The organism is Bacillus sp. 2175 (assembly GCF_057812155.1).
Genome location: NZ_CM173819.1, coordinates 4,328,528 through 4,351,441 on the forward strand (window position 1 = coordinate 4,328,528; position 22,914 = coordinate 4,351,441).

Here is a 22,914-nt window from a genome sequence, read left to right on the forward strand (position 1 = left end):
AATAACACGAAAAAATATAAAAACACAATGGAGAAGATGTGTCTTTTCATAATAAAAACGTGCATTCGCGAAGAGGAACGCACGCTTTTCTTATTTTATCCCAATGGAAGCGTTTGAAAACGAAACTTGCCCAATTTTCATATATTTTTCATAACGTTTTTCGATTAATTCATCTTTCGAAATTCCGTTTAATTGTTCAAAAGTTTTTCTAATTATTAAGTCTATATTTTCTGACTGTTTCAAAATATTACGGTGAGCTCCACCTTTTGTCTCTGGAATAATTTCATCAATTACACCTAATTCTTTCAAATCTGCTGCTGTAATTTTCATTGCCTCTGCAGCTTCCTTTGCTTTTCCTGCATCTTTCCAAAGAATTGCCGCTGCACCCTCTGGTGTAATAACAGAATAAGTGGAATTTTCTAGCATATGAATGTAATCTCCTACTCCAAGGCCTAGCGCACCACCACTACCGCCTTCACCGATAACGATACAAATAACTGGTACCGTTAAACCTGCCATCTCAAATAGGTTGCGGGCAATAGCTTCACTTTGTCCACGTTCTTCAGCTGCTTTACCAGGATAAGCTCCCTTCGTATCGATGAAACAAATAATAGGACGATTAAACTTTTCCGCTTGTTTCATGAGACGCAGTGCTTTTCGATATCCTTCTGGATGAGGCATTCCAAAGTTACGGCGAATATTTTCTTTCGTATCTTTTCCGCGCTGATGCCCAATTACAGTTACAGGCATCCCTTTATATTTCGCAATGCCGCCGACAATCGCTGCATCATCGCCAAATAGACGATCTCCATGACATTCGAAAAAATCAGTAAATAAGTGCTCAATATAATCGAGCGTTGTCGGTCGTTCTGCATGACGAGCAATTTGAACACGGTCCCATACTTTTAGATTGCCGTATATATCTTCCTCTAAATTTTCTAGCTTTTCTTCCAAAATACGAATCTCCTCACTGAAGTCCATCTGGCTGTTTTTCGTATAGTCTTTCAGTTCACGAATCTTATTTCTTAGCTCAACAACTGGTTTTTCAAATTCTAGCTCTGCCATACAGCCACTTCCCCTCCTTGATGAACTTCTAAAATCTTACGAAGCGATTCTCTCATATCATCACGATGCACCACCGCATCTAATTGACCATGATCTAGTAAGAATTCTGCCGTTTGGAAATCTTCCGGTAGTTTCTCACGCACCGTTTGTTCAATTACACGTCTACCAGCAAATCCGATAAGTGCACCTGGTTCTGCAAGATTATAATCACCAAGTGAAGCGAAACTCGCTGAAACCCCGCCCGTCGTTGGGTGAGTCATAACAGAAATAAATAATCCTCCTGCATTACTATGCTTTTTCAAAGCTACGCTTGTTTTTGCCATTTGCATTAAACTTAATATACCTTCTTGCATACGGGCACCACCCGAAGCAGTAAAGATAATAAATGGAACTTGTAAGTCGTACGCCTTTTCAACCGCACGGGCGATTTTTTCTCCTACTACAGAGCCCATGCTCCCCATTCGAAAACGAGAATCCATTACTGCAACAACAACAAGCATGTCATCAATTGTTCCTTCACCAGTTACAACCGCTTCGTTCAATTCAGTCTTCTTACGATCGCTCTCTAGTTTCTCTTCATAACCTGGAAACTCGAGTGGATTTAATGAAACCATTTCTTTGTCATACTCACGGAATGACCCTTCGTCCAATATACTATCAAGACGTTCCCATGCATTCATAGGATGATGATATCCACAATTCACACATACTTTTAAATTTTTTAGAAGTTCTTTCGTATACATGATTTTTTTACATTCCGGACATTTTGTCATAACGCCATCTGGCACATCTTTTCGTACTTGTTCTGAAGGTATTGCAGCGTACTTTTTCTTTTTCACGAATAAATCTCTTAGCACAATTTGACCCCCTTCGTTGAGAGCTAAGGTTAGCGTAAGAAGAAAATGGGGCTAACACCAAAGTTTGATGTTAGCCTTATCTTCTCAATCTGTCTAATAACCTCACTCTTTACGTTTAACTTTAACCGCTACGCGGTAGAATGTTTGTCATAACGTGTCATGGTCATTTCGACAAATTTTATACATTACGAGTGAAACTGTATATTCTCTACTAATTCATCGTAAATTTTTAGTGCATCATTTTCTTGTTTTTCTTCCAAAGTAGCGTAAAGCTTTCTATACATATCGATAGAATCTCTTGAAACTTTACAAGAAAGCGTTGATACGTAATCATTTACGATCATCCAAATGCGATATAGTAAATAATTATCGACTTGTTCAATAAGTGTTTTAAAGAACGTTTGATGAAGCGTTGGGATTGAGTTTTCATTTCCTTCAAGTACTTGGTGTAATTTACTTAGCACTTTAGAAAACGTTTCTTTCGGTAAATTACATACAATTCGAATCATATCTTTCTCGAGTAATCGTTTCGTTTGTAATAAATCACGAATTGTTTTCTCATCTTGCAATAAGAACGGAGCAATTAATTGTACAAGACCGTTATCATAAAAGTTTCGAATAAACGTCCCTTCACCACGTCTCGTTTCAATCAATCCTACCAGTTCTAAAGCACGCAATGCTTCTCTTACAGAGGAACGTCCTACGTTTAAGCGTGAACTTAACTCACGCTCAGACGGCAAACGATCCCCCGCCACCAATCCATCCTCTTCCATAATGGAACGGATTTTTTTTACAATTTCGAGATATACTTTTGTATTTGATGATGTCAATGGAATTTCCTCGCTTATTCTTTACCAATCAGCGCTAATTGTTTTGTTTTTTCAGCGATCTCATTTGGATCTACTTGACGGCGAGCTACTCCTGTCTCCATTGCTGCTTTTGCAACGTAAGCCGCTACTTGAGGCGCTACACGCGCGTCAAATGGTGCCGGAATGATATAGTCTGCATTTAACTCATCTTCTGCTACAAGCTCAGCAATAGCCTGTACAGCTGCCATCTTCATTTCTTCGTTAATTTGTGTCGCATGTACGTCAAGTGCACCGCGGAAAATACCAGGGAACGCCAGTACATTATTTACTTGGTTCGGGAAGTCAGAACGACCTGTTCCAACAACAGCTGCGCCCGCTGCTTTTGCCAATTCTGGCATAATTTCTGGAACTGGATTCGCCATTGCAAAAATAATCGCATCGTCATTCATTGTACGAACCATCTCTTCTGTTAATGCACCTTCTGCAGATACACCAATGAATACGTCTGCACCTTGTACAACATCAGCTAAAGAACCTTCTATACGATTCTTATTTGTATATTTTGCAACTTCATCCTTCACCGGATTCATACCTGTAGGACGACCATCATAGATTGCCCCTTTACGGTCACACATAATAATGTCGCGTACACCATAGCGATATAAAAGTTTAATAATTGCAATACCTGCTGCACCTGCGCCATTTGCGACAACTTTAATGTCAGACATTTTCTTTCCAACTAATTTCAGTGCATTTACAAGACCTGCTACTGTTACAATAGCTGTTCCGTGTTGATCATCATGGAAGATAGGAATATTTGTTTCTTTTTTCAAACGCTCTTCAATAATGAAGCAGTTTGGTGCTGCGATATCTTCTAAGTTAACGCCGCCAAAAGTTGGCTCCATTAATTTTACAGTTTCAACAATTTTATCTACATCGTTTGTATTTAAGGCAATTGGGAATGCATCTACACCAGCAAAGCTCTTGAATAATACAGCTTTACCTTCCATTACTGGAAGAGATGCTTCAGGTCCAATGTTACCAAGACCAAGTACAGCTGTTCCATCTGTCACAACTGCTACCATATTTCCCTTCATCGTATATTCATATACCTTACTTTTATCGTCATAAATTTCTTTACAAGGTTCTGCAACCCCTGGAGAATATGCAAGACTTAAATCTTTTGCATTTTCTACTTTTACTTTTGATACAGTTTCTAATTTTCCTTGATGCACTTTATGCATGTGAAGTGCTTCTTCACGAAGTGTTGACAAACTATCCACTCTCCTCAAATTATTCTTGCTGATATCAATTTCTCCAAGTGGTCTGACCACGAACACTACTACTATAATAATCGAAGTGTAGGGAAATTGTCCATTATATTTTCACAACTACATTTTCTTCCCCGACAATTTCACGAAGTGCTCCTAAACATTCTTCACTTGGATGAATCGATAAACTCCGAGATAATTGTACCATTTTATGTTCCTTTTCATAATAAATTAGTACTTTCGCAAAACCTGAATAGTCGAACAATATTTTCGTAACCCGATTTAAAAGCTTTTTCTCATACTGAGATGGCAATTTCACGTAAACAGATGCGTCTTTCTTTTCTTCATAAACATCCATTTCCTCTAGCGGATATAGTCCATTTACAATCCATTGCAGCTTATGATTTCTTAGCTCAATCGTACCGTCAACTAAAACAATTGCTCCTTCTTGCAACTTATCCGAGAAATGTATATACGTTTCCGGGAAGAGGACCGCTTCCATTTCATCATTTTGATCACAGAATGTAATAAATGCCATCTTTTGAAACTTTTTCGTACGAATCACTCTAACACTTGTTATATACACAATAGCTCTTTGTACTTTTTTCTTGTGTCGCATCGCCTGAGCGAGAGATGGAATTTCTAATTCTTTTGCTAACTTCACATATTGCGCTGTCGGATAACTTGATAAATAAAAGCCAAGTACTTCTTTCTCTTTATTTAGTTGTTCAATAAAAGATAGCTCTTCTCCTTGTACATATTTTGATTTTGGAACAGCATCTCCTAAATCACGTGCGAGATTCGCGTACTCTAACGCCCCTTTAATACTTTTCCATAAATTCGTTCTCGAAACACCAAAATCATCAAAACATCCCGACCAGACGAAAGCTTCTAAATTACGCTCCGTTACGAACTTTGACGGCATACGGAGACAAAATTCAAATAAATCTTCGAACATTTTTTTCTCTCGTTCTTCTAATAATGCCGTCACTGTAGCCATTCCAATATTTCGGATCGAAAGTAAACTGTAACGTATCGCATTCCCTTCTATTTGGAAGTTATAACCACTTCTCTGAAGAGACGGCGGCAAAACGTGAAAACCTTTCCGCTTCGTTTCTCGTATATACTGTACAATTTTATCTTCATTTCCAATTGCGCTTGATAATAATGCCGTCATAAATTCCAGCGTATAGTTCGCTTTCAAATAGGCAAGCTGATATCCGATCATACTGTAAGCTACAGCGTGACTTCGGTTAAAACCGTAATTCGCAAATCTTACAATTAAATCATAAATTTTTTCAGCAGACGTCTCATCATATCCATTTCGCAAACATCCCTGGACGAAATGCTTACGTTCCTGATCTAAAATATCACGATTTTTTTTACTCACTGCACGGCGCAGTAAATCTGCTTCTCCAAGCGAAAACCCTGCTAACTTCGATGCAATTTGCATAATTTGTTCTTGGTATACAATGACGCCGTATGTTCTTTCTAAAATTGGCTTTAAATCCGGATGTAAATATTCGATTTTTCTTTTTCCATGTTTCGATTCAATAAAAGTCGGTATCTGTTCCATCGGTCCTGGTCTGTATAACGAGTTAACAGCTACGATATCTTCAAACTCATTCGGTTTTAACCCGCGAAGTACATTTCGCATACCGCCTGACTCAAGCTGGAATACACCTGTTGTATCTCCTCTCCCTAATAATTGGAATGTCTTTTCATCTTGAAGAGGTAAGTTTCTTATATCGATTTCTTTCCCAGTTTTGTTCGCGATAAATTTTATAATATTTTCAAGTAACGTTAAATTACGTAATCCTAAAAAGTCCATCTTAAGCAACCCAAGTTCTTCTAGCGCATCGGCTGGATATTGCGTAACATAAACATCGTTATGTCCTTCTTGAATTGCTACACTGCCTGTTAGCGGTTCTTGACTCATAATAACACCAGCCGCATGAATAGACGTATGACGTGGTAAACCTTCTACACGTTTTGCGATTTCAAACACACGCTCATGCAAAAGATTCCCTTGTATAAACTCACGAAGTGATTGTGATTCTTCATATGCATCTTTTAACGTTATACCAAGCTTTGATGGGATAAGTTTTGAAAATATATCAATATCTCGCGGCGGAAGCCCCATTACGCGGGCAATGTCTCTAATTGCCGCTTTTGCTGCAAGCGTACCAAACGTTACAATTTGCGCAACACGGAGCTGACCGTATTTATCTTTCACATAGCGAATCATCTCATCACGTCTTACGTCTGGAAAATCAATATCAATATCAGGAAGCGTCACACGTTCAGGATTTAAAAACCTTTCAAATAATAGATCGTATTCAATTGGATCAATATCTGTAATTTCTAATACGTATGAAACGAGTGAACCAGCTGCCGATCCACGACCTGGTCCTGTTAGAATATGATTTTCATGTGCATACTTCATAAAATCCCATACGATGAGGAAATAATCACTAAATCCCATACGAGAAATAACATTTAATTCATGATCCAAACGCTTTATATGCACTTCTTTCGGTTCACCATATCGTTTCCGCAAACCTTCTTCACAAACACGACGCAAGTATATATCACTCGTTTCATTAGACGGAACAGGAAACTTCGGAAGTTGATTTACATGGAACGGTATTTCTACTTGGCAACGCTCTGCAATTTTTATTGTATTTTGGATTGCTTCCGGCGCATGGGAAAATAGTGCTTCCATTTCATCCGATGACTTTAAATAATACTGATCTGTTTTCAGCCTCGGCCTATCTGGATCAGTCATTTTCGTTCCACTTTCAACAGATAGTAAACATTCGTGAACAAGCGCGTCACTTTGATTGATATAGCGCACATCATTTGTTGCAACGACTGGAATATTAACCCTACTAATAAATTCAGGTAGTTTCTCTTGTAAAAGCAACTCATCTTGAATTGCATGATGCTGCAAACTCATATAAAAATGGCCGAACATATTTTGATACGTGCGAGCTACTTCTTCAGCCTGACTCTCATTGTCTTCTAGTAATAATTGCTCAATTTCGCCATCTTTACCTGGCGAAATAGCAATTAATCCTTTCGCATAATGCGCAAGCCACTTCTTAGGAATACCTTCTTTGGACTTTGTCATAATACTGCTAGAAATCTTTAATAAATTTTGGTAGCCTATTTCATTCTCAGCAAGTAATACAAGCGGATAAGACCTTTCTTCTTCTTCACTAAAAATAGAAGCGGTTAATCCAATAACAGGCTGTATACCATGTTTCTTACATGCTTTATAAAACGGAATAACACCATACATAACATTTTCATCCGTAATAGCTAGCGATGAAAAACCAAGTTCTTTCGCCCTGACTACAAGCTCATCAATTTTACAAGCACTTTTTAATAAACTAAAAACGGTTTGACATTGTAAATGCACAAACTTCACTGTTGTACCCTCTCTTTACCTATTTGACTACTTTTATTATAGGTGATGAGGAAAGCGGAAATCAAAACATACTTCTTATACTTTGTCCATATATATGAAGAAGAAAGGGGAATGACGATGGATGTAAGAGAACATACTTTTTTCTCTCTGCTTATTATTAGTTATTTTATTGCCTTTGGGGTTATACTTGGCGGTTCATTAATTGGTGGATTTGGTGCGTTTCTTATCGGAAAACCAGCTCTAACTTACATTAATCAATTCGCCCAAAATTTAAGAATTTGGGCACTCGTTGCAGCAATCGGCGGAACATTCGATACCTTTTATAGCTTTGAAAGAAGTTTCTTTGGCGGAGATATGAAAGATATCGTAAAACAAATTCTCCTTATTTTTTTCGCAACTGGTGGTATGCAAACAGGTCTCATTATTATTAAATGGCTAACGCAGGAACATGTATGAGAGTACCAAGTGCCAATACAGCAAAAAGATGGTACTTAGTATTAGCTGGTGCTGCTGTTGGAGGCGTGTTGAGCTGGTTTATTTTTTTGTACATATACGGTGTTTTTCAACAAGAACAAGCTAGTAAAATAGCAGAACAAAGAGAAATTATAGAAAAACAAGAAGCAAAGCTCCACGTCCTTCTCGAAGATCAAGAAAAATTGAACACTGAAAATAAACGGCTCTTAACCATTCAAGAGATTAAAATAAAACTTATCAATCGAGAAAAATACGATTTAGACAATCTTACACTCGAAAATATGACTACATCTATTCATAATGATCTCCAGCATCTTTTAACGAAAAACATTCAAAGTATCGCAAAAAATAAAGACCTACTAAAAAAGGTAATCGAAAATAAAACATACAAACATTACGATCGCCTATACCGTTTTAAAGTCGATACAATATCTTTTGATACAGTGCTTGAAATTAGCATTACTATAGAGAAAGAAAAATAAAGAAGGAGGGCTTTAGCGCCGCTCCTTCTTTTCGTTCTAACATATAGTCTTTTATTTACAAATCTCACGTAAATCAGCAAAAAGACGATCCGCTTCTTCCCAAGAAGATGCCTTGGCACCAGAAGCCATCGGATGCCCTCCGCCGTTATATTGCATTGCCAATTTGTTTATAACTGGTCCTTTTGAACGAAGACGAACACGAATTACGTCATCTTCCTCTAAAAATAGAACCCACGCCTTTAATCCATCAATATTGCCAAGCGCTCCAACAACACCAGATGCTTCAGAAGGAAGTACATCAAACTCTTCTAATACTTCTTTCGTTAATTTAATGTAAGCTGCTCCTTCTTCTACCATCGTAAAGTTTTGTAAAATATAACCGTTTAAACGAGCAATTTTTTCTTTTGTCTTATACATTTCATTGTATAAATCTGTGAATTTCACACCCATATCAACAAGCTCACTTACGTAACGAAGTGTTTTTGCTGTCGTATTTGGGAATAAGAAACGACCTGTATCTCCAACAATTCCTGCTAAAATAAGGCGAGCTGCTTCTTTTGTTATTTTTAATCCTTTATCTTTTCCATAGTTATAAAACTCATAAATCATTTCACTTGTAGAACTCGCTGTCGTGTCTACCCACGTAATATCTCCATATGGATCTTCATTTGGATGATGATCAATTTTAATTAACATCTTCCCTTTTGTATAGCGTTGATCGTCAACCCGTTCTTGATTCGCAGTATCACAAACAATAACAAGCGCATTTTCGTATACACTATCTTCAATATCATCCATTACTCGTAAGTATGCTAGTGACGGTTCATTGTACCCAACCGTATAAATATTTTTCTCTGGAAACGATTCTTGTAGAATTGTACCAAGACCACCCTGTGAACCTAACGCATCTGGGTCCGGACGCACGTGGCGATGAATAATAATTGTATCAAACTCTTTAATTGCTCCTAAAATTTGCTCATGCATATGTATAATCTCCTTTTTAATCAACTTCTTCACTTTATCCTCCATTATAACGGAAAGTATTTCATTCATGCGAACAATTGCTTTATAATAAAAGTTAGAAAGTTTAGATATTTCTTTTTCTTTTCTATTATTTTTCACAAAGCGATGGGAGTGTTCACTATGCCAGTATTAGTCTTCTGTATTATCATCTCATTTATGTTGTACCTCTTTTACAAAACAAAATACTTTCGTACAAACCGCCCAATGGAGAAAGGTTGGCTCTCAGGAAAATCCGCAATGGCACTCGGTTCATTCGTTTTATTTTTCGGGATAAACCAATTCTTTTTAGAACTTTCAACCGCTCGTATTATCGTTGGTGTTTTATTCGTTCTATTTGGTAGTGCAAGTGTATTTAACGGGTTTCGCCAATACAAACATTTCTTGCCATTAGCAGTTAAAGAAGCCGAAGTCTATGAAGCAACATAAAAAAGCATCAATATTGTGATGCTTTTTTACGTCCCTTAACTTTCAAAATCATATATGCAACAAACGCAGATGGTATATTAAATGGGTTACCTTGTACATGAAAATGTAGTTGTTCTTCTCCAAAAGACATTTTTTCATATAGCTCTCGCTGAGATAATCCTGTCTTTTCCTTTTTTTCATGTAAACCTTGTAAATATAAATATTGGATCGGTATCATTACAAGAAAGTAAAATAGTGCGATACTACCAAAAAAGAGTACGGCTGACGACATAATGCATACCACCTTTCAGAATTCCATTTTCTTACAATATAATCATAACACAATATACAACTAAATTGAATTACTATTCTGTCTTTTCTTACGTTACTTTTCCACTCCACTCCATACATATTTCACTAAAACTCCCATCTAAAATCATGCCTTTCAAATTTAAAACAACAAAAAAAGATGGAACAAATCAAAACGATTTGTTCCATCTTTTTATTTATCGATTAACTGCACCATAAGTAATGCCTTTCCAACAACATTACCTTCATGATGCACCTCTACATCGACCTTACCAAATTTACGCCCAATTTCTAATACTTTCGGATGAACAGATACAACATTATCAATTTGAACCGGCTTTACGAAATAAATCGTTAAGTTTTCAACAATTAAATCGCTTTTCTTTTGCGCACGAATGACGCGATTTGTCGCTTCTGTCACAATTGTTGCAAATACACCGTACGATAACGTTCCGATTGAGTTCGTCATTTGCGGCGTCACCGAAAATTGATATAGATGCTCATTCTTCGCTTCTTTCGGCGTCATAAATTGATTCGTTACAATATCATCAATGGTTTCTCCAACTTGTGGCTGCCGTTGAATCATTTGCAGTGCCTGAAGTACATCTTGACGGCTAATAATACCTTGTAGTTTATTTCCTTCATCAACAACAGGAAGTAACTCAATACCTTCCCACACCATCATACGTGCCGCAGCTGCGACAGACATTTTACCGTTCACTGTAATTGGGTGTTTTGTCATCACTTTATCAATTGGTGTTTCTTTCGCTACACCGATCATATCTTTTGAAGTCACGATTCCTAGCACTTTGTTACTTTCATCAACAATCGGATACCTTCCGTGCATCGTCTCTTCATTATAGGCATGCCATTGCTGCACTGTATCATTTGGCTTTAAATATAACGTTTCTTCAATTGGCGTTAAAATATCTTCAACGAGTACAATTTCTTTCTTAATAAGCTGATCGTAAATCGCACGGTTAATTAACGTTGCAACTGTAAAGGTATCGTAACTACTTGAAATAATCGGCAGTTTTAATTCATCTGCTAATTTCTTCACATGATCTTCCGTATCAAATCCGCCCGTAATTAATACAGCGGCTCCAGTTTCTAACGCTAATTGATGTGCGTTCGTACGGTTACCGACAATAAGTAAGTTCCCAGCTTCTGTATAGCGCATCATCGCTTCTAATTTCATTGCCCCGATTACGAATTTATTTAACGTTTTATGTAGTCCTTCTCTGCCTCCAAGTACTTGACCGTCGACAATGTTAACGACTTCTGCATATGTCAGTTTTTCGATATTCTCTTTCTTCTTTTGTTCAATTCGAATTGTTCCGACACGTTCAATTGTACTAACATACCCTTTATTTTCTGCATCTTTAATTGCACGGTAAGCGGTCCCTTCACTTACACTCAAATCTTTCGCAATTTGTCTTACAGAAATTTTATGGCCTACTGGCAGGCTATTAATATGTTCTAAAATTTGGTTATGCTTGGTAGCCAAATGGTTTCACCATACTTTCTTTTCCCTAAATTCTTCATGTGTTGTACTTTCAGTATACTATATTTTCAAAACTGTTACACTCTCTCTTTGCATACCTGTACTATTTTTTTTATAACAAAATGACTCTTACATTCCACCAGTCATTCTATTACAACAATGTAATGCTATTGTCATCTCATTCGATAGTTCGCACACTTGATTACCTATACAATTAAGACAAGAAATAAAACAAAGGAGCGAACACATGATGAAAAAACTTTTAGAGGTTGTAGGTGCTGTATTTTTAGCTTTCGTAGATGGGAAAAAAGTTACAATGGAATTGAATGAAACACCTGAGCAGCCACGTACCAAAAGAAAAGAATCACCAAAACAAATACAAGTATTAAAAGCTGTCCTACACACGTAAAAACCCTTCACTTTTCTTTTCAAATGAAGGGTTTCTTTTCTATAGTGTAATACTTTCTCCAGCTTCTAATACTTTCCCTGTACAATTTTGTAGCTTTTCTACAAATTGATATGGATCTTGTTCAATAACTGGGAACGTATTGTAATGCATCGGTACAACAGTTTTCGCATTAATCCATTTTGCCGCTAGTACAGCATCTTCTGGTCCCATTGTGAAATTATCACCAATTGGTAAAAATGCTAGATCAACTTTATTTAATTCCCCAATTAACTTCATATCAGAGAATAGTGCAGTATCTCCTGCGTGGTATACAGTTCTCTCTTCTGCTGTAAATAAAATACCTGCTGGCATACCTGTATATGTAATCGTCTTATTTTCTTCATCAATATAACTAGAGCCGTGGAATGCTTGTGTAAACTTCACTTTTCCGAAGTCAAATTCATGTGAACCACCAATATGCATCGGGTGTGTATTTACACCTTGCCAACTTAAAAATGTTGCTAGTTCAAATGGCGCTACAACAACTGCATTATTTTTCTTCGCAAGCTCTACTGTATCTCCAACATGATCACCGTGTCCATGCGATAAAAGGATTGCATCCACTTTTACATCTTCAGCTTTTAAATCTGTTTTCGGATTACCTGTTAAAAACGGGTCAATTAAAATAACTTTTTCATTCGCCTCAATTTTCACAACTGAATGTCCATGATAAGATACTTTCATTATTACATTCCTCCCCTATTCACATTCTCACTTTTTATTCTACATGATTTTTCAATTCCCTGTCTTTTCTAACATCTATTTACTTGTCATAACACTTTCTTCCGAGTTAAAGTTATATTTGTAATTAAATATCTCGGGGGTGCCAATCGATGAATGCTAGATTAGAAAATTTAATGCAATGGCTAAAAGAAAAAAACGTAGAAGCTGCGTTCTTAACTTCTACACCGAACGTCTTCTACATGACAAACTTCCACTGTGAACCACACGAAAGATTACTTGGTATGTTTGTATTCCAAGAAAAAGAACCTATTTTAATTTGCCCTAAAATGGAAGAAGGTCAAGCGCGTAACGCTGGCTGGGCACATGAAATTATCGGATTTACTGATACTGACAGACCATGGGATATGATTGCAAAAGCAATTAAAGACCGCGGCATCAATGCAAATGCAGTTGCAATTGAAAAAGAACATTTAAACGTAGAGCGCTACGAAGAATTAACGAAATTATTCCCAAATGCAGCTTTCAAATCAGCTGAGGAGAAAGTTCGCGAACTTCGTTTAATTAAAGATGAAAAAGAACTTTCTATTTTACGCGAAGCAGCTAAAATGGCGGACTATGCTGTTGAAGTTGGTGTAAATGCAATTAAAGAAAACCGCAGCGAGCTAGAAGTATTAGCAATTATTGAACACGAATTAAAAACAAAAGGCATACATAAAATGTCATTTGATACGATGGTATTAGCAGGTGCGAACTCTGCTCTTCCACACGGTATTCCTGGCGCAAACAAAATGAAACGCGGCGATTTCGTACTATTTGATTTAGGCGTAATCATTGATGGTTATTGCTCTGATATTACACGTACAGTAGCATTCGGTGAAATTTCTGAAGAGCAAACTCGCATTTACAACACTGTACTTGCTGGACAACTACAAGCAGTTGAAGCATGTAAACCAGGTGTTACACTTGGCGCAATCGACAACGCTGCTCGTTCTGTTATCGCAGATGCAGGTTACGGTGACTTCTTCCCACACCGCCTGGGTCACGGACTTGGAATTAGCGTACACGAATATCCAGATGTAAAAGCTGGCAACGAGTCTCCATTAAAAGAAGGTATGGTCTTCACAATCGAGCCAGGTATTTACGTACCAAACGTAGGTGGCGTTCGTATTGAAGATGATATTTACATCACAAAAGACGGATCAGAAATTTTAACGAAATTCCCGAAAGAATTACAATTTGTAAAATAATAAAAAAGGCAGCGGGATTGCTGCCTTTTTCTATTTCTCTACTATTTCAAATTTAGCACCATCTTCTCCTCATACTTATCATCCCATTTAATCACAACTTCTATAGGTTCATCTTTAGAGATAGGCGCGCAACTTACACAAGAAGACTTCATTTCAATCTTTGCTCCTCTATGAACTTCTGACGTTTGTGTCATTGTACTAAAGGCTCCATTAATAGCAATCTCTAAGTTTTTAAATTCTGTCTTTCCATCCCCGCCCTTATATTGAAACGTAAACATCCCATCTTCACTGTCATCCTTAATATGCCCTTTATATTGTCCAGTCCAACTTTTGCTCTCGCTAGAAAAAGTAACATACGAAATGGAACAGCTTCCTAAAAAGAAAATACTAATGAAAAAGAATAATGCTCTCTTCATAATGCCCCCCTCCATTCAAAAGCATTTATTTATTGTCTATTTCTTCCTCTTATTATACTATTAAAATACAGAATTTTCTAAAATAGGTGGTTTATATGTTACAACAACAGTTAGAAGAAATTCGTAATAATCATTACGTAATGGATACAATTAACATGGATTCTTTAATTTCCAATATGCTTAAACATATCGGTGTTACCGATAGCTATTTAAGGGACAAACTTATTTGCTCTACTTTTTACCATCTCATCAAAAAGGACTACCTTTCACACACACAATTACAGAAACTATTATTAGAAAGCATCAGTGACAAATATTTATTGTATAAGATTCATTCGGATGACGAAGATGCGGTATTTACCCGTGCATTTACAACATTATTAATTGCACTCATTATTGATGCCGATACAAATCATAATTTCTTATCACAGGCTGATCTTTTACATGTAAAAGATCGATTAGTGTTATATATGAACAACGAGCATGATTTCCGCGGATATGTGCAAGACCACGGCTGGGCACATAGTATCGCTCACGCTTCTGATACATTTGAGGCGCTTGTTCGTAGTCCTAAACTGGAAACTTTATATTACGAAGAAATATTACAAACTTTATTAAACAAAGTTTGTGTCCATTCTATTTACTACAAATATGAAGAAGACGAACGTCTCGTTTATCCGATTGTCGCAATGCTACAAAATGGTCTAAAGGAAGAGGTACTCCTATTAGCCCTTCATGAATTAGTAGCTCAATTACCCGTCAAAAAACAGACATTACATACTGAATCGTACGAGTACCTATACGGAAATATAAAATCTTTCTTACGTAGTTTGTTTTTCCGACTACGCACACTGTCTATATGTGAAGAAACCGAATGCAAAATTGAAAAATTGCTGCAAGACCTTCCAAAATATTATTAAAAAAAGAAGGCCACTTAGAAAGTGCCTTCTTCTATTTCACTAATATTTAATTGAAATTTCACGATCCAAACTGAGAAAAGGTGGACAAGAAGCGCAAACGCCATACATGCTCCGCTTAAAAAAGTTAGTATAGGATGCGAATACACGTGCCCCAATCCATAGGATATCGCCACGAAAAACATTGTTATGTAAATATAAATTGCTCCATGTATTTGCCTCATATAAACCTCCTTTTCCCATATTATAACATAAGTTTTCTGATTATTCACATTAATTACTCGTAATCAATATTTCTCAACTGTTACACCTCTTACAGCAGCCTTAATATACGGTGACCCTTGTAAACTTTGTAAATCCTCTGTTTTCCTGTTACGACTACACCGTATATTGGTAAGTCTTTTGTTTTGGTGTTTTTTATTTCTTTATCCCGCATTAACAGGCAGTAAGACCCCCACATCAAAATTCAGCGGAAGCAAAGAAGTTAGGGGGGGGCGGACTGCTCGTAAAAGCCCGATTGGTGAGGGCTGATAATCAGTAGGGGATGCCCCCCCCACTGATTAAAGTTTCACTTTATAGTTTATCCTAAAATATTCTCGATATCCCTCTTTATTTTCACTTAAAGATATCCAAATACAGCTTTTATAAATTTTTCCATAATAAAAAGCACATTTATTTTGATGTGCTCTTCACATATAATTTAGTAAAATATGAACCATTTTTTTGAAACAAAAACTCCCACTCATCTCTCCCCATACTATCGTTATGACTTAGTTGCCATAATAATTGAACGAGGATAAAATCCCAGCTTTTCATAAAATGATACAGCTTCATTTCCATACACTACTGTTAATTCAATTTCATCTATCTTTTTCACTTTAAACCATTCCACTGCACTATTCATTAATTTCAAACCAAATCCGTTTCTTCGGTATTTTTCATCAACAAATAAAACTTCAATCTTTCCGCTTACGCTTTTACTATACGCTATACAAAATCCTAATATATTATCTGTTTCTGACTCAATCAATAATTCAATTCTATATTCTCCGTACTTTGAGTTCTTTTTATAATTTTCAATACGTTCCTCAAATGTCATTCTTGGGTAATCGCCAGAAAAATATTTTGATTTATTATTATGATATTCATGCAATTTATTTAAGGATTCTCTTATTATCTCTATTTCATCGAGAGTGATATATTTATTACTAATTCTCATCCTATAGCATCTCCAATAATATATATTTCAGCAAAAAAATAAGACTGTTTTTTGTTCACAAAATATTACTCTATTACTCCATCGCTTCCCTCACAACATCTTGAATCATAACAACTTCTGTTTTCATATCAATAGACATTGCTTCTTCATCAATACATTCATACCAAAACGCTAAGTGCTTTTTATCGATTTCATAATGAGAATTTTCGACAAGAGCCCCGCCTTCTCCTTGCACAGAATACCAATATAAGTACTCTTCTCCATCTCTTATTTCCCGGAAAATTGTCTCAACGTACATCTTTTCGTCGTTTAATGTCAAAAGGACTTCTTTCATATTGTCATTAAGAAGCTGCATCCATTCATCTACTCGATGACTCTTACCAGGCTTAACTTTAAATCTCGTTAATTCCACATTCATTTTTATTCCCCCGTTTTCTTACTTACAAACAATCTATATTCTATCGGATTATGAAAACTTAATTTACTAGCTAGTTTTTGCGAAGGAATATTGTCTACATAACAATCCCAGCACGGTGTAATATCATTTTGCATGCAATGCTCAACGAACCGTGTCGCAACAGCTTGAGCTAATCCTTTTCCTTGATATGCTTCATGTGTTGCGATATCTATTTCAGCATAACCATTCCCGCTAAATATTGAGACACATTCAGCTACAATTATCCCATCTTGTTCTATACAAAATCCAAAACCACTATTCAAAAACGTTTCTTTTGATCCCCAATATCCTTTGTAGTACTCCTCTGTAAATTCACTGCTTCGTTCTATATCACTTTTATCAATACGCTTCACTGCATATGTATTTTTATTTGCATCTTGTGTTCGCTCTTCAAAGATTTCTCTTTGGAATTTCATTCGTGGCATATTCCGAAGTACATTACTAAAACACCCTTCAATCATCATTTCCCACTCTTCACTTGAAGCGAATAGTGTAAATCTCTTCTCTGTTTTTTCAATAGCCATTTTTAAATACATCAATAAATCTTCATTATAATTTTGATCATCCGTATGACCAAATAAATAATAGATACCGTTAACTGTACGAATTAATCCTGCTGTTAACTTCTCGTTGGCAAAAACCTCACCATCTACCATTTGATCACATACCGCATAAGCAAATGTCGTCGTTCTTGTATTACTTTCCAAAATCGGAATGATTTTTCTATACTCGGCTACAGATAATTTTTTCATAATTGCTCCACTATAATCGTATCAGCCTCTATATGTTCAAAACAAAGATTTACCGTCCTCTTTAATGCTCTCGTTCTATGAATCGTACATGCTGGAATTAAAATAGAATCATTTGGCTTTAAAACCGCCGTTTCTCCATCTTCAAAATCAATAAGTAACTCTCCCTCTAGCACAATAAATAATTCATCCGAATTAGAATGATAGTGCCAATCATATTCACCAGTAAATACAGCGATGCGTAAGCAATGACTGTTTATGTTTGAAACGACGAAGTTTTTATGTTGATCTTGAATGTCTTTTGTTAATTCTATTAAGTTCACAGTTTCCATATTTCATCCCATCCTTCCATTAGTCGTTCTTCTGAAAAACCAACTTAGTCTCCACCACCTCCGCAATCTCCTCCGCCATCACTTGAGCTGCTACAATCGTTGCTACTGTAGTCACCGAATCCACTTGATGAGCTTGAATTGGATGAAGATTTTTTGCTTCTTTTTCTATCTTTTTTACTTTCATGACTAGGCCAAACCTTATCAAATAATATAAAGAATAAGATTCCTTCTACCATAACAAGCATAACGCCAAAAATACCTTCAATAACATTAGGTGTTATCCCCAAACATTTAACCATCCCACATAAAAACACACAAAAAATCACATACAAGAACATACAAATATATCGAAATACTTTTTCTATCATAAGGACTACTTTTTGTGAAAAAGGTATGTTCTGCTCCTGTTTTTTCTTTATGTACTTTTGTCTCTTTGCTTGCTTTTTCTTCCTCTTTTTACTCCCCATTGAATCCCCTCTTTTTATTATATAATTCTAAATTATCATAATAAAAAATGATTTACACCAATAAATAACAATTATTCACATGTTATTTCTCCATAAAAAAAGACCCTCCTCATAAAGGAAGGTCTCGAATGTATTTCTATTATGATAAAGCAGGAGCTTTTTCAAGAAGCTCTTTCGCATCAGCGTATTGTAAGCCGTGCGCTTCTGCAACTGCTTCGAATGTTACATAGCCATCTAATGTGTTAATACCTTTTAGTAATGCAGTGTTGCCTAAGCAAGCATCTTTGTAACCTTTGTTCGCAATTTGTACTGCATATGGTACTGTTACGTTTGTTAATGCAAGAGTTGACGTACGTGGAACTGCACCTGGCATATTAGCAACTGCATAATGAACAACGCCGTGTTTTTCGTAAGTTGGGTTGTCATGAGTTGTAATACGATCAGTTGTTTCGAAAATACCACCTTGGTCAATCGCGATATCTACAACGACAGAACCTGGTTCCATTGATTGAATCATTTCTTCAGTTACAAGTTTTGGCGCTTTTGCACCTGGAATTAATACTGCTCCAATAACAAGGTCAGATTCTTTAACAGCTTCTGCAATGTTGTATGGATTAGACATTAATGTTTTTACTTGGTTACCGAAAATATCATCTAATTGACGAAGACGTTCTGCACTTAAGTCAATGATTGTTACATCTGCACCTAAACCTACTGCAATCTTAGCTGCGTTTGTACCAGCTTGACCACCGCCGATGATTGTTACTTTGCCGCGTTTTACCCCTGGAACGCCTGCAAGTAAAATACCTTTACCACCTTTGTTTTTCTCAAGGAATTGTGCACCGATTTGTGCAGACATACGACCAGCTACTTCACTCATAGGTGCAAGTAATGGTAAAGAACGATTGTCTAATTGTACTGTTTCGTATGCGATTGATGCAACTTTGTTATCGATTAATGCTTTCGTTAATTCTGGTTCTGGAGCTAAGTGTAAGTATGTGAATAAAATTAAACCTTCACGGAAATAGCCGTATTCACTTGCTACTGGCTCTTTTACCTTCATAACCATATCTTGATTCCATGCTTCTTCAGCAGTTTCTACAAGTTTCGCACCAGCTTGTACGTATTCTTCATCCGTAAAGCCAGATCCTAAACCTGCTCCTTTTTGAACAAAAACTTCATGACCATTTTGTACTAAATGTACTGCTCCCGCTGGCGTCATTGCCACACGGTTTTCATTGTTTTTAATTTCTGTTGGAATACCGATACGCATGATTAGTTCCCCCTTGAGTTATGAAATGACCCCTGAATCATTTTTTTAAAGCGCTTTCTACGCTCTTATATTTTAACATAATATCTCAATATTTGACAAAAAAATAACACGAGTTTTCCGATAGATTTAATTTTATATTAAAGGACAGTATTATCCGCACCTCTCAGCACAATGGATAAACTGTCCAATTATTCGAAACTTCATCTTATTTTATTCTATCGATGTCTATGAATAACATCCACTGCACCAGTCACTTCAATAATTGTACCGGTAATCATATCGGAATCGTCCTCACATAAAAACGAAATGGTTCTTGCAATATCTTCACCTGTTCCAGATCTACCAATCGGTGTGTTATGCTCTTTCAGCTGACGTGCTTCTTGAATAGTTGCCTCTTTCATCTCGCCTATAATATCACCAGGACATACCATGTTCGCAGTAATACCATACTCCGCTTCTTCATAAGCAACTGTTTTCGTTAATGAAACAAGTCCTACTTTCGCTGCGGCAAAAGCTGAACGATAAATCCATCCCGGTGCACTATCCGCCCCTTGAAATCCGTAATTAATAATACGGCCAAAGTTCTGTTTTCTCATGACCGGGACGACAAGTTTTAATAAATGAAATACCGCTGTTAAATTCCCCTGAATCATTTCATTCCATTCATCTTCTTCATAATCAACTAACTTTTTTCGTTCAAATACATATGGACCAGCATTATTAATTAAAAAGTCAATTTTGCCAAAATGGCTCATCGCTTCTTCTACTATTTTATGTAAATCTTCCTTTTTCGTGACATCCGCTTGCACGAATTGTAGACGCTCTTCCACATCTTTATATGTTTCTTTCATCGTTTCCATAGCCGTGGTATCGCTATGGTACGTTACTGTTACTGAATAGCCTTTAGCCAATAACTTTTCTGTTACTTGCTTTCCTAAACCTTTCGTACCGGCTGTAATGAGCGCATGTCTCACAAAACTGCCCCCTTTTAAATTGCTATACTTCATATGTAACAAGTTCTCGCTCCAATTACAACTAAAATGAATTGAAACAGAGTTTTCAAAATTCTGTAACGTTTCTGGCAAGCACGTTACCAAAATTTGTTTTATAATTAAGTTGTAAACAGTTATAAAACAGATTGGGAGGAATTTACTATGAATAATACATATACAAATATTTTAATCGCGGTGGATGGTTCTAAAGAAGCAGAAAAAGCCTTTAAAAAAGCAATTCAAGTCGCAAAGCGCAACAATGCAACATTAACAATTGCTCATATCGTTGATGTAAAAGCATACTCAGCAGTAGAAGCTTATAGCCGTGCAATTGCTGAACGGGCAAATCTATTTGCAGAAGACTTATTAGAAGACTACAAAAAAACTGCGCTTGAAGCTGGTCTTGAAAAAATTGAAACTGTATTAGAATTCGGTAATCCTAAATCAAAAATTTCAAAAGAAATCGCTCCAAACCATAAAGTAGATTTAATTATGTGTGGTGCGACTGGTTTAAATGCTGTTGAGCGTTTCCTAATTGGTAGCGTCTCTGAACATATTATTCGCTATGCGAAATGCGATGTCCTTGTTGTTCGTGGTGATGAAGAGCAAGGTGAGCTTTAATTTATAGATAAAACACCAAGTCCACATAGGCTTGGTGTTTTTCATTTCATAAACTTCACTATAAACACAAGACATGCTACGACAACAACGGTAATTGCCAACACATAAGGCGGAAGAAACTTCAAAGACCATAACGCCATCATGATTGTCGCGATCGTTAAGTACGTTTGCTTTGCACCCTCTGTCATTTTTTTACGAAGTAAGAAGACGTACAAATAGCCGATTGGCGGCGTAATGAAGCAAAGAACATATATGATTTTTGATTTTAAATACCATTTTTGTTCTCCAAGTTTCTTTATATCTCCTTCAATTCTCTTACTCTCTTGTTCTTTCGCTTCTTCTACAAGCGGATTTTCCTCTTCTCCTCGCTTTTCTTTCATATAAGGAAGAAAGTGCATAAAAAAAATAGTATGCGAATACGAACGCTCCAAATCCAATATTTAATCTTTCTAATGGAATATGTTCACTAAAAAAAGCAGCAGTAAGCACTAAAGACAAACAGTATGTCATCATCCAAAATGAATGTTTTCTCTTTTTCCGTTCCATTTCTTTTTCACCTTGTATATCTTTTCTTTTCGAAATCCATATAGAAATAAAGCAATCTACTACAAATAGAGCAAAAATAAATATCGCAACGTGTACTGTTTCTAAATCCTCAAATGAAAAGATATTTGGGAATGCAACGTGTAATACAATTAGCGTGTACAAAATTAACCCTATAAAATAAATACGTCTCATTTTTCATCCCTTTCTTATTTCCTAACATTACGTTAACATACATTTTTTAGAAATAGACGGACAAAATATATATGTGTAAAAAAGGAGGATGCAACATGGATGATTCTGAACGTATTATTTTAGATGTGAATGGGAAAGAACTCGAAATGCTAGATACGATTCGTACTCATTTTAAAGAGAAACATGGCGTTGAACTAAGTAACGGTGCATTACTTAGAGATTTGATGGATATTGAGTATATTCGAATTACGGAAGAACGACATAAGTATGATTAAAAGAAAAACGACTGCAGGCGAATGCCATCAGTCGTTTTCTTTCTTTATTTAAGCTCTTGATGCTTCCCGCCCATACCACCTTGCTCATTGCTATCTTGGTGTACAGTTAGTTTATTTGTTTTCGTATCTTTTAAAACTCTATATGTATATGATTCATTTGGTTCATCTTTAAACTGCACATTCATTCCATACGAATCCATTTTGCTATAAAAGGCCGGTTTTATATATAAAATATCACTTTCTTTATATCCTTTATCTTGCAAATGCCACATCGTTGCGATAATCGCTTCTTCTCGCTTTTCTTTTTCACCAACATACATATATTTGTCCAAAAGAAACACTTTAGCATTTGCAATTAAACTAATTACCAGTACAATGATAAACACTATTTTTTTCATAGACTTCCCCTAAATTGTTATTTTTTACTATATTGTAACTTAAATATTA

27 protein-coding genes and 2 pseudogenes are annotated in these 22,914 nt (G+C 36.2%); 8 read left to right on the forward strand and 21 right to left on the reverse strand.

All coding sequences use genetic code 11. The features are described 5' to 3' along the window. Positions 1 to 90: 90 nt before the first annotated feature. The 5 genes from accA to dnaE form a co-directional block, all read right to left on the reverse strand. On the reverse strand, positions 91 to 1,065 hold the full coding sequence (gene accA, locus ACXKY9_RS22420) for an acetyl-CoA carboxylase carboxyl transferase subunit alpha (protein ID WP_000818807.1): 975 nt from the start codon (positions 1,063 to 1,065) through the stop codon (positions 91 to 93). Then, the gene (gene accD / locus ACXKY9_RS22425; protein WP_000942857.1) at positions 1,053 to 1,922 is read right to left on the reverse strand and encodes an acetyl-CoA carboxylase, carboxyltransferase subunit beta; all 870 of its coding nucleotides are present in this window, start codon (positions 1,920 to 1,922) and stop codon (positions 1,053 to 1,055) included. The genes accA and accD overlap by 13 nt, the downstream gene beginning before the upstream one ends. Before the next feature lie 185 nt (positions 1,923 to 2,107). Further along, positions 2,108 to 2,752: a FadR/GntR family transcriptional regulator gene (locus tag ACXKY9_RS22430; RefSeq protein ID WP_000204440.1), complete on the reverse strand. Its 645-nt coding sequence runs from the start codon at positions 2,750 to 2,752 to the stop codon at positions 2,108 to 2,110. A 14-nt stretch (positions 2,753 to 2,766) separates the two neighbouring features. Next, the gene (gene ystJ / locus ACXKY9_RS22435) at positions 2,767 to 3,975 is read right to left on the reverse strand and encodes an NADP-dependent malic enzyme (RefSeq protein ID WP_161508111.1); all 1,209 of its coding nucleotides are present in this window, start codon (positions 3,973 to 3,975) and stop codon (positions 2,767 to 2,769) included. 133 nt (positions 3,976 to 4,108) lie between these two features. Beyond that, complete coding sequence (gene dnaE, locus ACXKY9_RS22440) at positions 4,109 to 7,435, reverse strand: DNA polymerase III subunit alpha (protein WP_000673729.1); 3,327 nt, start codon at positions 7,433 to 7,435, stop codon at positions 4,109 to 4,111. 42 nt (positions 7,436 to 7,477) lie between these two features. Between dnaE and ACXKY9_RS22445 the strand changes: the two genes are divergently transcribed. Then, positions 7,478 to 7,891, forward strand: coding sequence for a YtrH family sporulation protein (locus tag ACXKY9_RS22445; RefSeq protein WP_002005839.1), 414 nt, complete (start codon positions 7,478 to 7,480; stop codon positions 7,889 to 7,891). After that, positions 7,888 to 8,391, forward strand: a complete 504-nt coding sequence (gene ytrI / locus ACXKY9_RS22450; protein ID WP_001265740.1) for a sporulation membrane protein YtrI — start codon at positions 7,888 to 7,890, stop codon at positions 8,389 to 8,391. Before ACXKY9_RS22445 ends, ytrI begins: the two co-directional genes overlap by 4 nt. Before the next feature lie 51 nt (positions 8,392 to 8,442). Here the strand turns inward: ytrI and ACXKY9_RS22455 are convergent, their stop codons facing one another. After that, entirely contained in the window at positions 8,443 to 9,375 is a 933-nt protein-coding gene (locus tag ACXKY9_RS22455) for a DHH family phosphoesterase (RefSeq protein ID WP_000545136.1), read from the reverse strand. Positions 9,376 to 9,534: 159 nt separating this feature from the next. On the opposite strand from ACXKY9_RS22455, the gene ACXKY9_RS22460 reads away from it, so the two are divergent. Further along, the gene (locus ACXKY9_RS22460) at positions 9,535 to 9,840 is read left to right on the forward strand and encodes a YtpI family protein (RefSeq protein WP_001144753.1); all 306 of its coding nucleotides are present in this window, start codon (positions 9,535 to 9,537) and stop codon (positions 9,838 to 9,840) included. A 7-nt stretch (positions 9,841 to 9,847) separates the two neighbouring features. Here ACXKY9_RS22460 and ACXKY9_RS22465 read toward each other — a convergent pair whose 3' ends face one another. Then, positions 9,848 to 10,111 (reverse strand): DUF3949 domain-containing protein, encoded by a 264-nt coding sequence (locus ACXKY9_RS22465; RefSeq protein WP_000093045.1) that lies wholly within the window; start codon positions 10,109 to 10,111, stop codon positions 9,848 to 9,850. 210 nt (positions 10,112 to 10,321) lie between these two features. Then, positions 10,322 to 11,635, reverse strand: coding sequence for a CBS domain-containing protein (locus tag ACXKY9_RS22470; RefSeq protein ID WP_000201590.1), 1,314 nt, complete (start codon positions 11,633 to 11,635; stop codon positions 10,322 to 10,324). Between the two features lie 244 nt (positions 11,636 to 11,879). Between ACXKY9_RS22470 and ACXKY9_RS22475 the strand changes: the two genes are divergently transcribed. Continuing rightward, positions 11,880 to 12,041, forward strand: coding sequence for a hypothetical protein (locus ACXKY9_RS22475; RefSeq protein ID WP_000976306.1), 162 nt, complete (start codon positions 11,880 to 11,882; stop codon positions 12,039 to 12,041). A gap of 39 nt (positions 12,042 to 12,080) precedes the next feature. Here ACXKY9_RS22475 and ACXKY9_RS22480 read toward each other — a convergent pair whose 3' ends face one another. Next, positions 12,081 to 12,764, reverse strand: coding sequence for a metal-dependent hydrolase (locus tag ACXKY9_RS22480; RefSeq protein ID WP_000868920.1), 684 nt, complete (start codon positions 12,762 to 12,764; stop codon positions 12,081 to 12,083). A gap of 149 nt (positions 12,765 to 12,913) precedes the next feature. On the opposite strand from ACXKY9_RS22480, the gene pepQ reads away from it, so the two are divergent. Beyond that, entirely contained in the window at positions 12,914 to 14,011 is a 1,098-nt protein-coding gene (gene pepQ / locus ACXKY9_RS22485; protein WP_000994032.1) for a Xaa-Pro dipeptidase, read from the forward strand. Between the two features lie 41 nt (positions 14,012 to 14,052). Here the strand turns inward: pepQ and ACXKY9_RS22490 are convergent, their stop codons facing one another. Continuing rightward, on the reverse strand, positions 14,053 to 14,427 hold the full coding sequence (locus ACXKY9_RS22490) for a hypothetical protein (RefSeq protein ID WP_000816708.1): 375 nt from the start codon (positions 14,425 to 14,427) through the stop codon (positions 14,053 to 14,055). Between the two features lie 95 nt (positions 14,428 to 14,522). On the opposite strand from ACXKY9_RS22490, the gene ACXKY9_RS22495 reads away from it, so the two are divergent. Continuing rightward, entirely contained in the window at positions 14,523 to 15,347 is an 825-nt protein-coding gene (locus ACXKY9_RS22495; RefSeq protein WP_000941455.1) for a DUF2785 domain-containing protein, read from the forward strand. 14 nt (positions 15,348 to 15,361) lie between these two features. Here ACXKY9_RS22495 and ACXKY9_RS22500 read toward each other — a convergent pair whose 3' ends face one another. From ACXKY9_RS22500 to ACXKY9_RS22540, 9 genes and pseudogenes are all read right to left on the reverse strand, one after another. After that, entirely contained in the window at positions 15,362 to 15,568 is a 207-nt protein-coding gene (locus ACXKY9_RS22500; RefSeq protein ID WP_001248905.1) for a hypothetical protein, read from the reverse strand. A 63-nt stretch (positions 15,569 to 15,631) separates the two neighbouring features. After that, a pseudogene (locus tag ACXKY9_RS22505) lies at positions 15,632 to 15,771 on the reverse strand (anti sigma factor C-terminal domain-containing protein); the annotation flags it as partial. Between the two features lie 336 nt (positions 15,772 to 16,107). Beyond that, positions 16,108 to 16,563: a GNAT family N-acetyltransferase gene (locus ACXKY9_RS22510; RefSeq protein ID WP_001222923.1), complete on the reverse strand. Its 456-nt coding sequence runs from the start codon at positions 16,561 to 16,563 to the stop codon at positions 16,108 to 16,110. A gap of 73 nt (positions 16,564 to 16,636) precedes the next feature. Continuing rightward, a complete protein-coding gene (locus ACXKY9_RS22515; RefSeq protein ID WP_001100208.1) occupies positions 16,637 to 16,981 on the reverse strand; it encodes a DUF6176 family protein in 345 nt (114 codons plus the stop codon). Positions 16,982 to 16,983: 2 nt separating this feature from the next. Further along, a complete protein-coding gene (locus ACXKY9_RS22520; RefSeq protein WP_000736729.1) occupies positions 16,984 to 17,772 on the reverse strand; it encodes a GNAT family N-acetyltransferase in 789 nt (262 codons plus the stop codon). After that, positions 17,769 to 18,101: a cupin domain-containing protein gene (locus ACXKY9_RS22525; protein ID WP_000450931.1), complete on the reverse strand. Its 333-nt coding sequence runs from the start codon at positions 18,099 to 18,101 to the stop codon at positions 17,769 to 17,771. The genes ACXKY9_RS22520 and ACXKY9_RS22525 overlap by 4 nt, the downstream gene beginning before the upstream one ends. Before the next feature lie 44 nt (positions 18,102 to 18,145). Continuing rightward, the gene (locus ACXKY9_RS22530) at positions 18,146 to 18,568 is read right to left on the reverse strand and encodes a hypothetical protein (protein ID WP_000534936.1); all 423 of its coding nucleotides are present in this window, start codon (positions 18,566 to 18,568) and stop codon (positions 18,146 to 18,148) included. Positions 18,569 to 18,707: 139 nt separating this feature from the next. Next, positions 18,708 to 19,841 carry an alanine dehydrogenase gene (gene ald / locus ACXKY9_RS22535; protein ID WP_001219402.1) on the reverse strand — a complete coding sequence of 378 codons (1,134 nt, stop codon included), beginning with the start codon at positions 19,839 to 19,841 and terminating at the stop codon, positions 18,708 to 18,710. Between the two features lie 215 nt (positions 19,842 to 20,056). Beyond that, positions 20,057 to 20,848, reverse strand: a complete 792-nt coding sequence (locus ACXKY9_RS22540) for an SDR family oxidoreductase (protein WP_023901173.1) — start codon at positions 20,846 to 20,848, stop codon at positions 20,057 to 20,059. A 147-nt stretch (positions 20,849 to 20,995) separates the two neighbouring features. Between ACXKY9_RS22540 and ACXKY9_RS22545 the strand changes: the two genes are divergently transcribed. Then, complete coding sequence (locus tag ACXKY9_RS22545) at positions 20,996 to 21,454, forward strand: universal stress protein (RefSeq protein ID WP_001066673.1); 459 nt, start codon at positions 20,996 to 20,998, stop codon at positions 21,452 to 21,454. Between the two features lie 41 nt (positions 21,455 to 21,495). Here the strand turns inward: ACXKY9_RS22545 and ACXKY9_RS22550 are convergent. Continuing rightward, positions 21,496 to 22,192: pseudogene (locus tag ACXKY9_RS22550) on the reverse strand (hypothetical protein). A 95-nt stretch (positions 22,193 to 22,287) separates the two neighbouring features. On the opposite strand from ACXKY9_RS22550, the gene ACXKY9_RS22555 reads away from it, so the two are divergent. Beyond that, entirely contained in the window at positions 22,288 to 22,467 is a 180-nt protein-coding gene (locus tag ACXKY9_RS22555) for a hypothetical protein (RefSeq protein ID WP_000342766.1), read from the forward strand. Between the two features lie 44 nt (positions 22,468 to 22,511). On the opposite strand, the gene ACXKY9_RS22560 is transcribed toward ACXKY9_RS22555, so the two are convergent. Continuing rightward, the gene (locus tag ACXKY9_RS22560) at positions 22,512 to 22,865 is read right to left on the reverse strand and encodes a DUF3139 domain-containing protein (RefSeq protein ID WP_000724675.1); all 354 of its coding nucleotides are present in this window, start codon (positions 22,863 to 22,865) and stop codon (positions 22,512 to 22,514) included. Positions 22,866 to 22,914: the final 49 nt, after the last annotated feature.

Bases quoted from the DNA above. Each gene is read 5' to 3' on its own strand.
- ACXKY9_RS22480 (WP_000868920.1), bottom strand. From the start codon at position 12,764: ATGAAAGTATCTTATCATGGACATTCAGTTGTGAAAATTGAGGCGAAT.
- ACXKY9_RS22525 (WP_000450931.1), bottom strand. From the start codon at position 18,101: ATGGAAACTGTGAACTTAATAGAATTAACAAAAGACATTCAAGATCAA.
- ald (WP_001219402.1), bottom strand. From the start codon at position 19,841: ATGCGTATCGGTATTCCAACAGAAATTAAAAACAATGAAAACCGTGTG.
- ACXKY9_RS22490 (WP_000816708.1), bottom strand. From the start codon at position 14,427: ATGAAGAGAGCATTATTCTTTTTCATTAGTATTTTCTTTTTAGGAAGC.
- ACXKY9_RS22545 (WP_001066673.1), top strand. From the start codon at position 20,996: ATGAATAATACATATACAAATATTTTAATCGCGGTGGATGGTTCTAAA.
- ACXKY9_RS22515 (WP_001100208.1), bottom strand. From the start codon at position 16,981: ATGAATGTGGAATTAACGAGATTTAAAGTTAAGCCTGGTAAGAGTCAT.
- ACXKY9_RS22530 (WP_000534936.1), bottom strand. From the start codon at position 18,568: ATGGGGAGTAAAAAGAGGAAGAAAAAGCAAGCAAAGAGACAAAAGTAC.
- ACXKY9_RS22520 (WP_000736729.1), bottom strand. From the start codon at position 17,772: ATGAAAAAATTATCTGTAGCCGAGTATAGAAAAATCATTCCGATTTTG.
- ystJ (WP_161508111.1), bottom strand. From the start codon at position 3,975: ATGCATAAAGTGCATCAAGGAAAATTAGAAACTGTATCAAAAGTAAAA.
- ACXKY9_RS22500 (WP_001248905.1), bottom strand. From the start codon at position 15,568: ATGAGGCAAATACATGGAGCAATTTATATTTACATAACAATGTTTTTC.
- ACXKY9_RS22465 (WP_000093045.1), bottom strand. From the start codon at position 10,111: ATGTCGTCAGCCGTACTCTTTTTTGGTAGTATCGCACTATTTTACTTT.
- ACXKY9_RS22460 (WP_001144753.1), top strand. From the start codon at position 9,535: ATGCCAGTATTAGTCTTCTGTATTATCATCTCATTTATGTTGTACCTC.
- pepQ (WP_000994032.1), top strand. From the start codon at position 12,914: ATGAATGCTAGATTAGAAAATTTAATGCAATGGCTAAAAGAAAAAAAC.
- ACXKY9_RS22495 (WP_000941455.1), top strand. From the start codon at position 14,523: ATGTTACAACAACAGTTAGAAGAAATTCGTAATAATCATTACGTAATG.
- ytrI (WP_001265740.1), top strand. From the start codon at position 7,888: ATGAGAGTACCAAGTGCCAATACAGCAAAAAGATGGTACTTAGTATTA.
- ACXKY9_RS22475 (WP_000976306.1), top strand. From the start codon at position 11,880: ATGATGAAAAAACTTTTAGAGGTTGTAGGTGCTGTATTTTTAGCTTTC.
- ACXKY9_RS22455 (WP_000545136.1), bottom strand. From the start codon at position 9,375: ATGCATGAGCAAATTTTAGGAGCAATTAAAGAGTTTGATACAATTATT.
- ACXKY9_RS22560 (WP_000724675.1), bottom strand. From the start codon at position 22,865: ATGAAAAAAATAGTGTTTATCATTGTACTGGTAATTAGTTTAATTGCA.
- ACXKY9_RS22555 (WP_000342766.1), top strand. From the start codon at position 22,288: ATGGATGATTCTGAACGTATTATTTTAGATGTGAATGGGAAAGAACTC.
- ACXKY9_RS22540 (WP_023901173.1), bottom strand. From the start codon at position 20,848: ATGAAGTATAGCAATTTAAAAGGGGGCAGTTTTGTGAGACATGCGCTC.
- ACXKY9_RS22510 (WP_001222923.1), bottom strand. From the start codon at position 16,563: ATGAGAATTAGTAATAAATATATCACTCTCGATGAAATAGAGATAATA.
- accA (WP_000818807.1), bottom strand. From the start codon at position 1,065: ATGGCAGAGCTAGAATTTGAAAAACCAGTTGTTGAGCTAAGAAATAAG.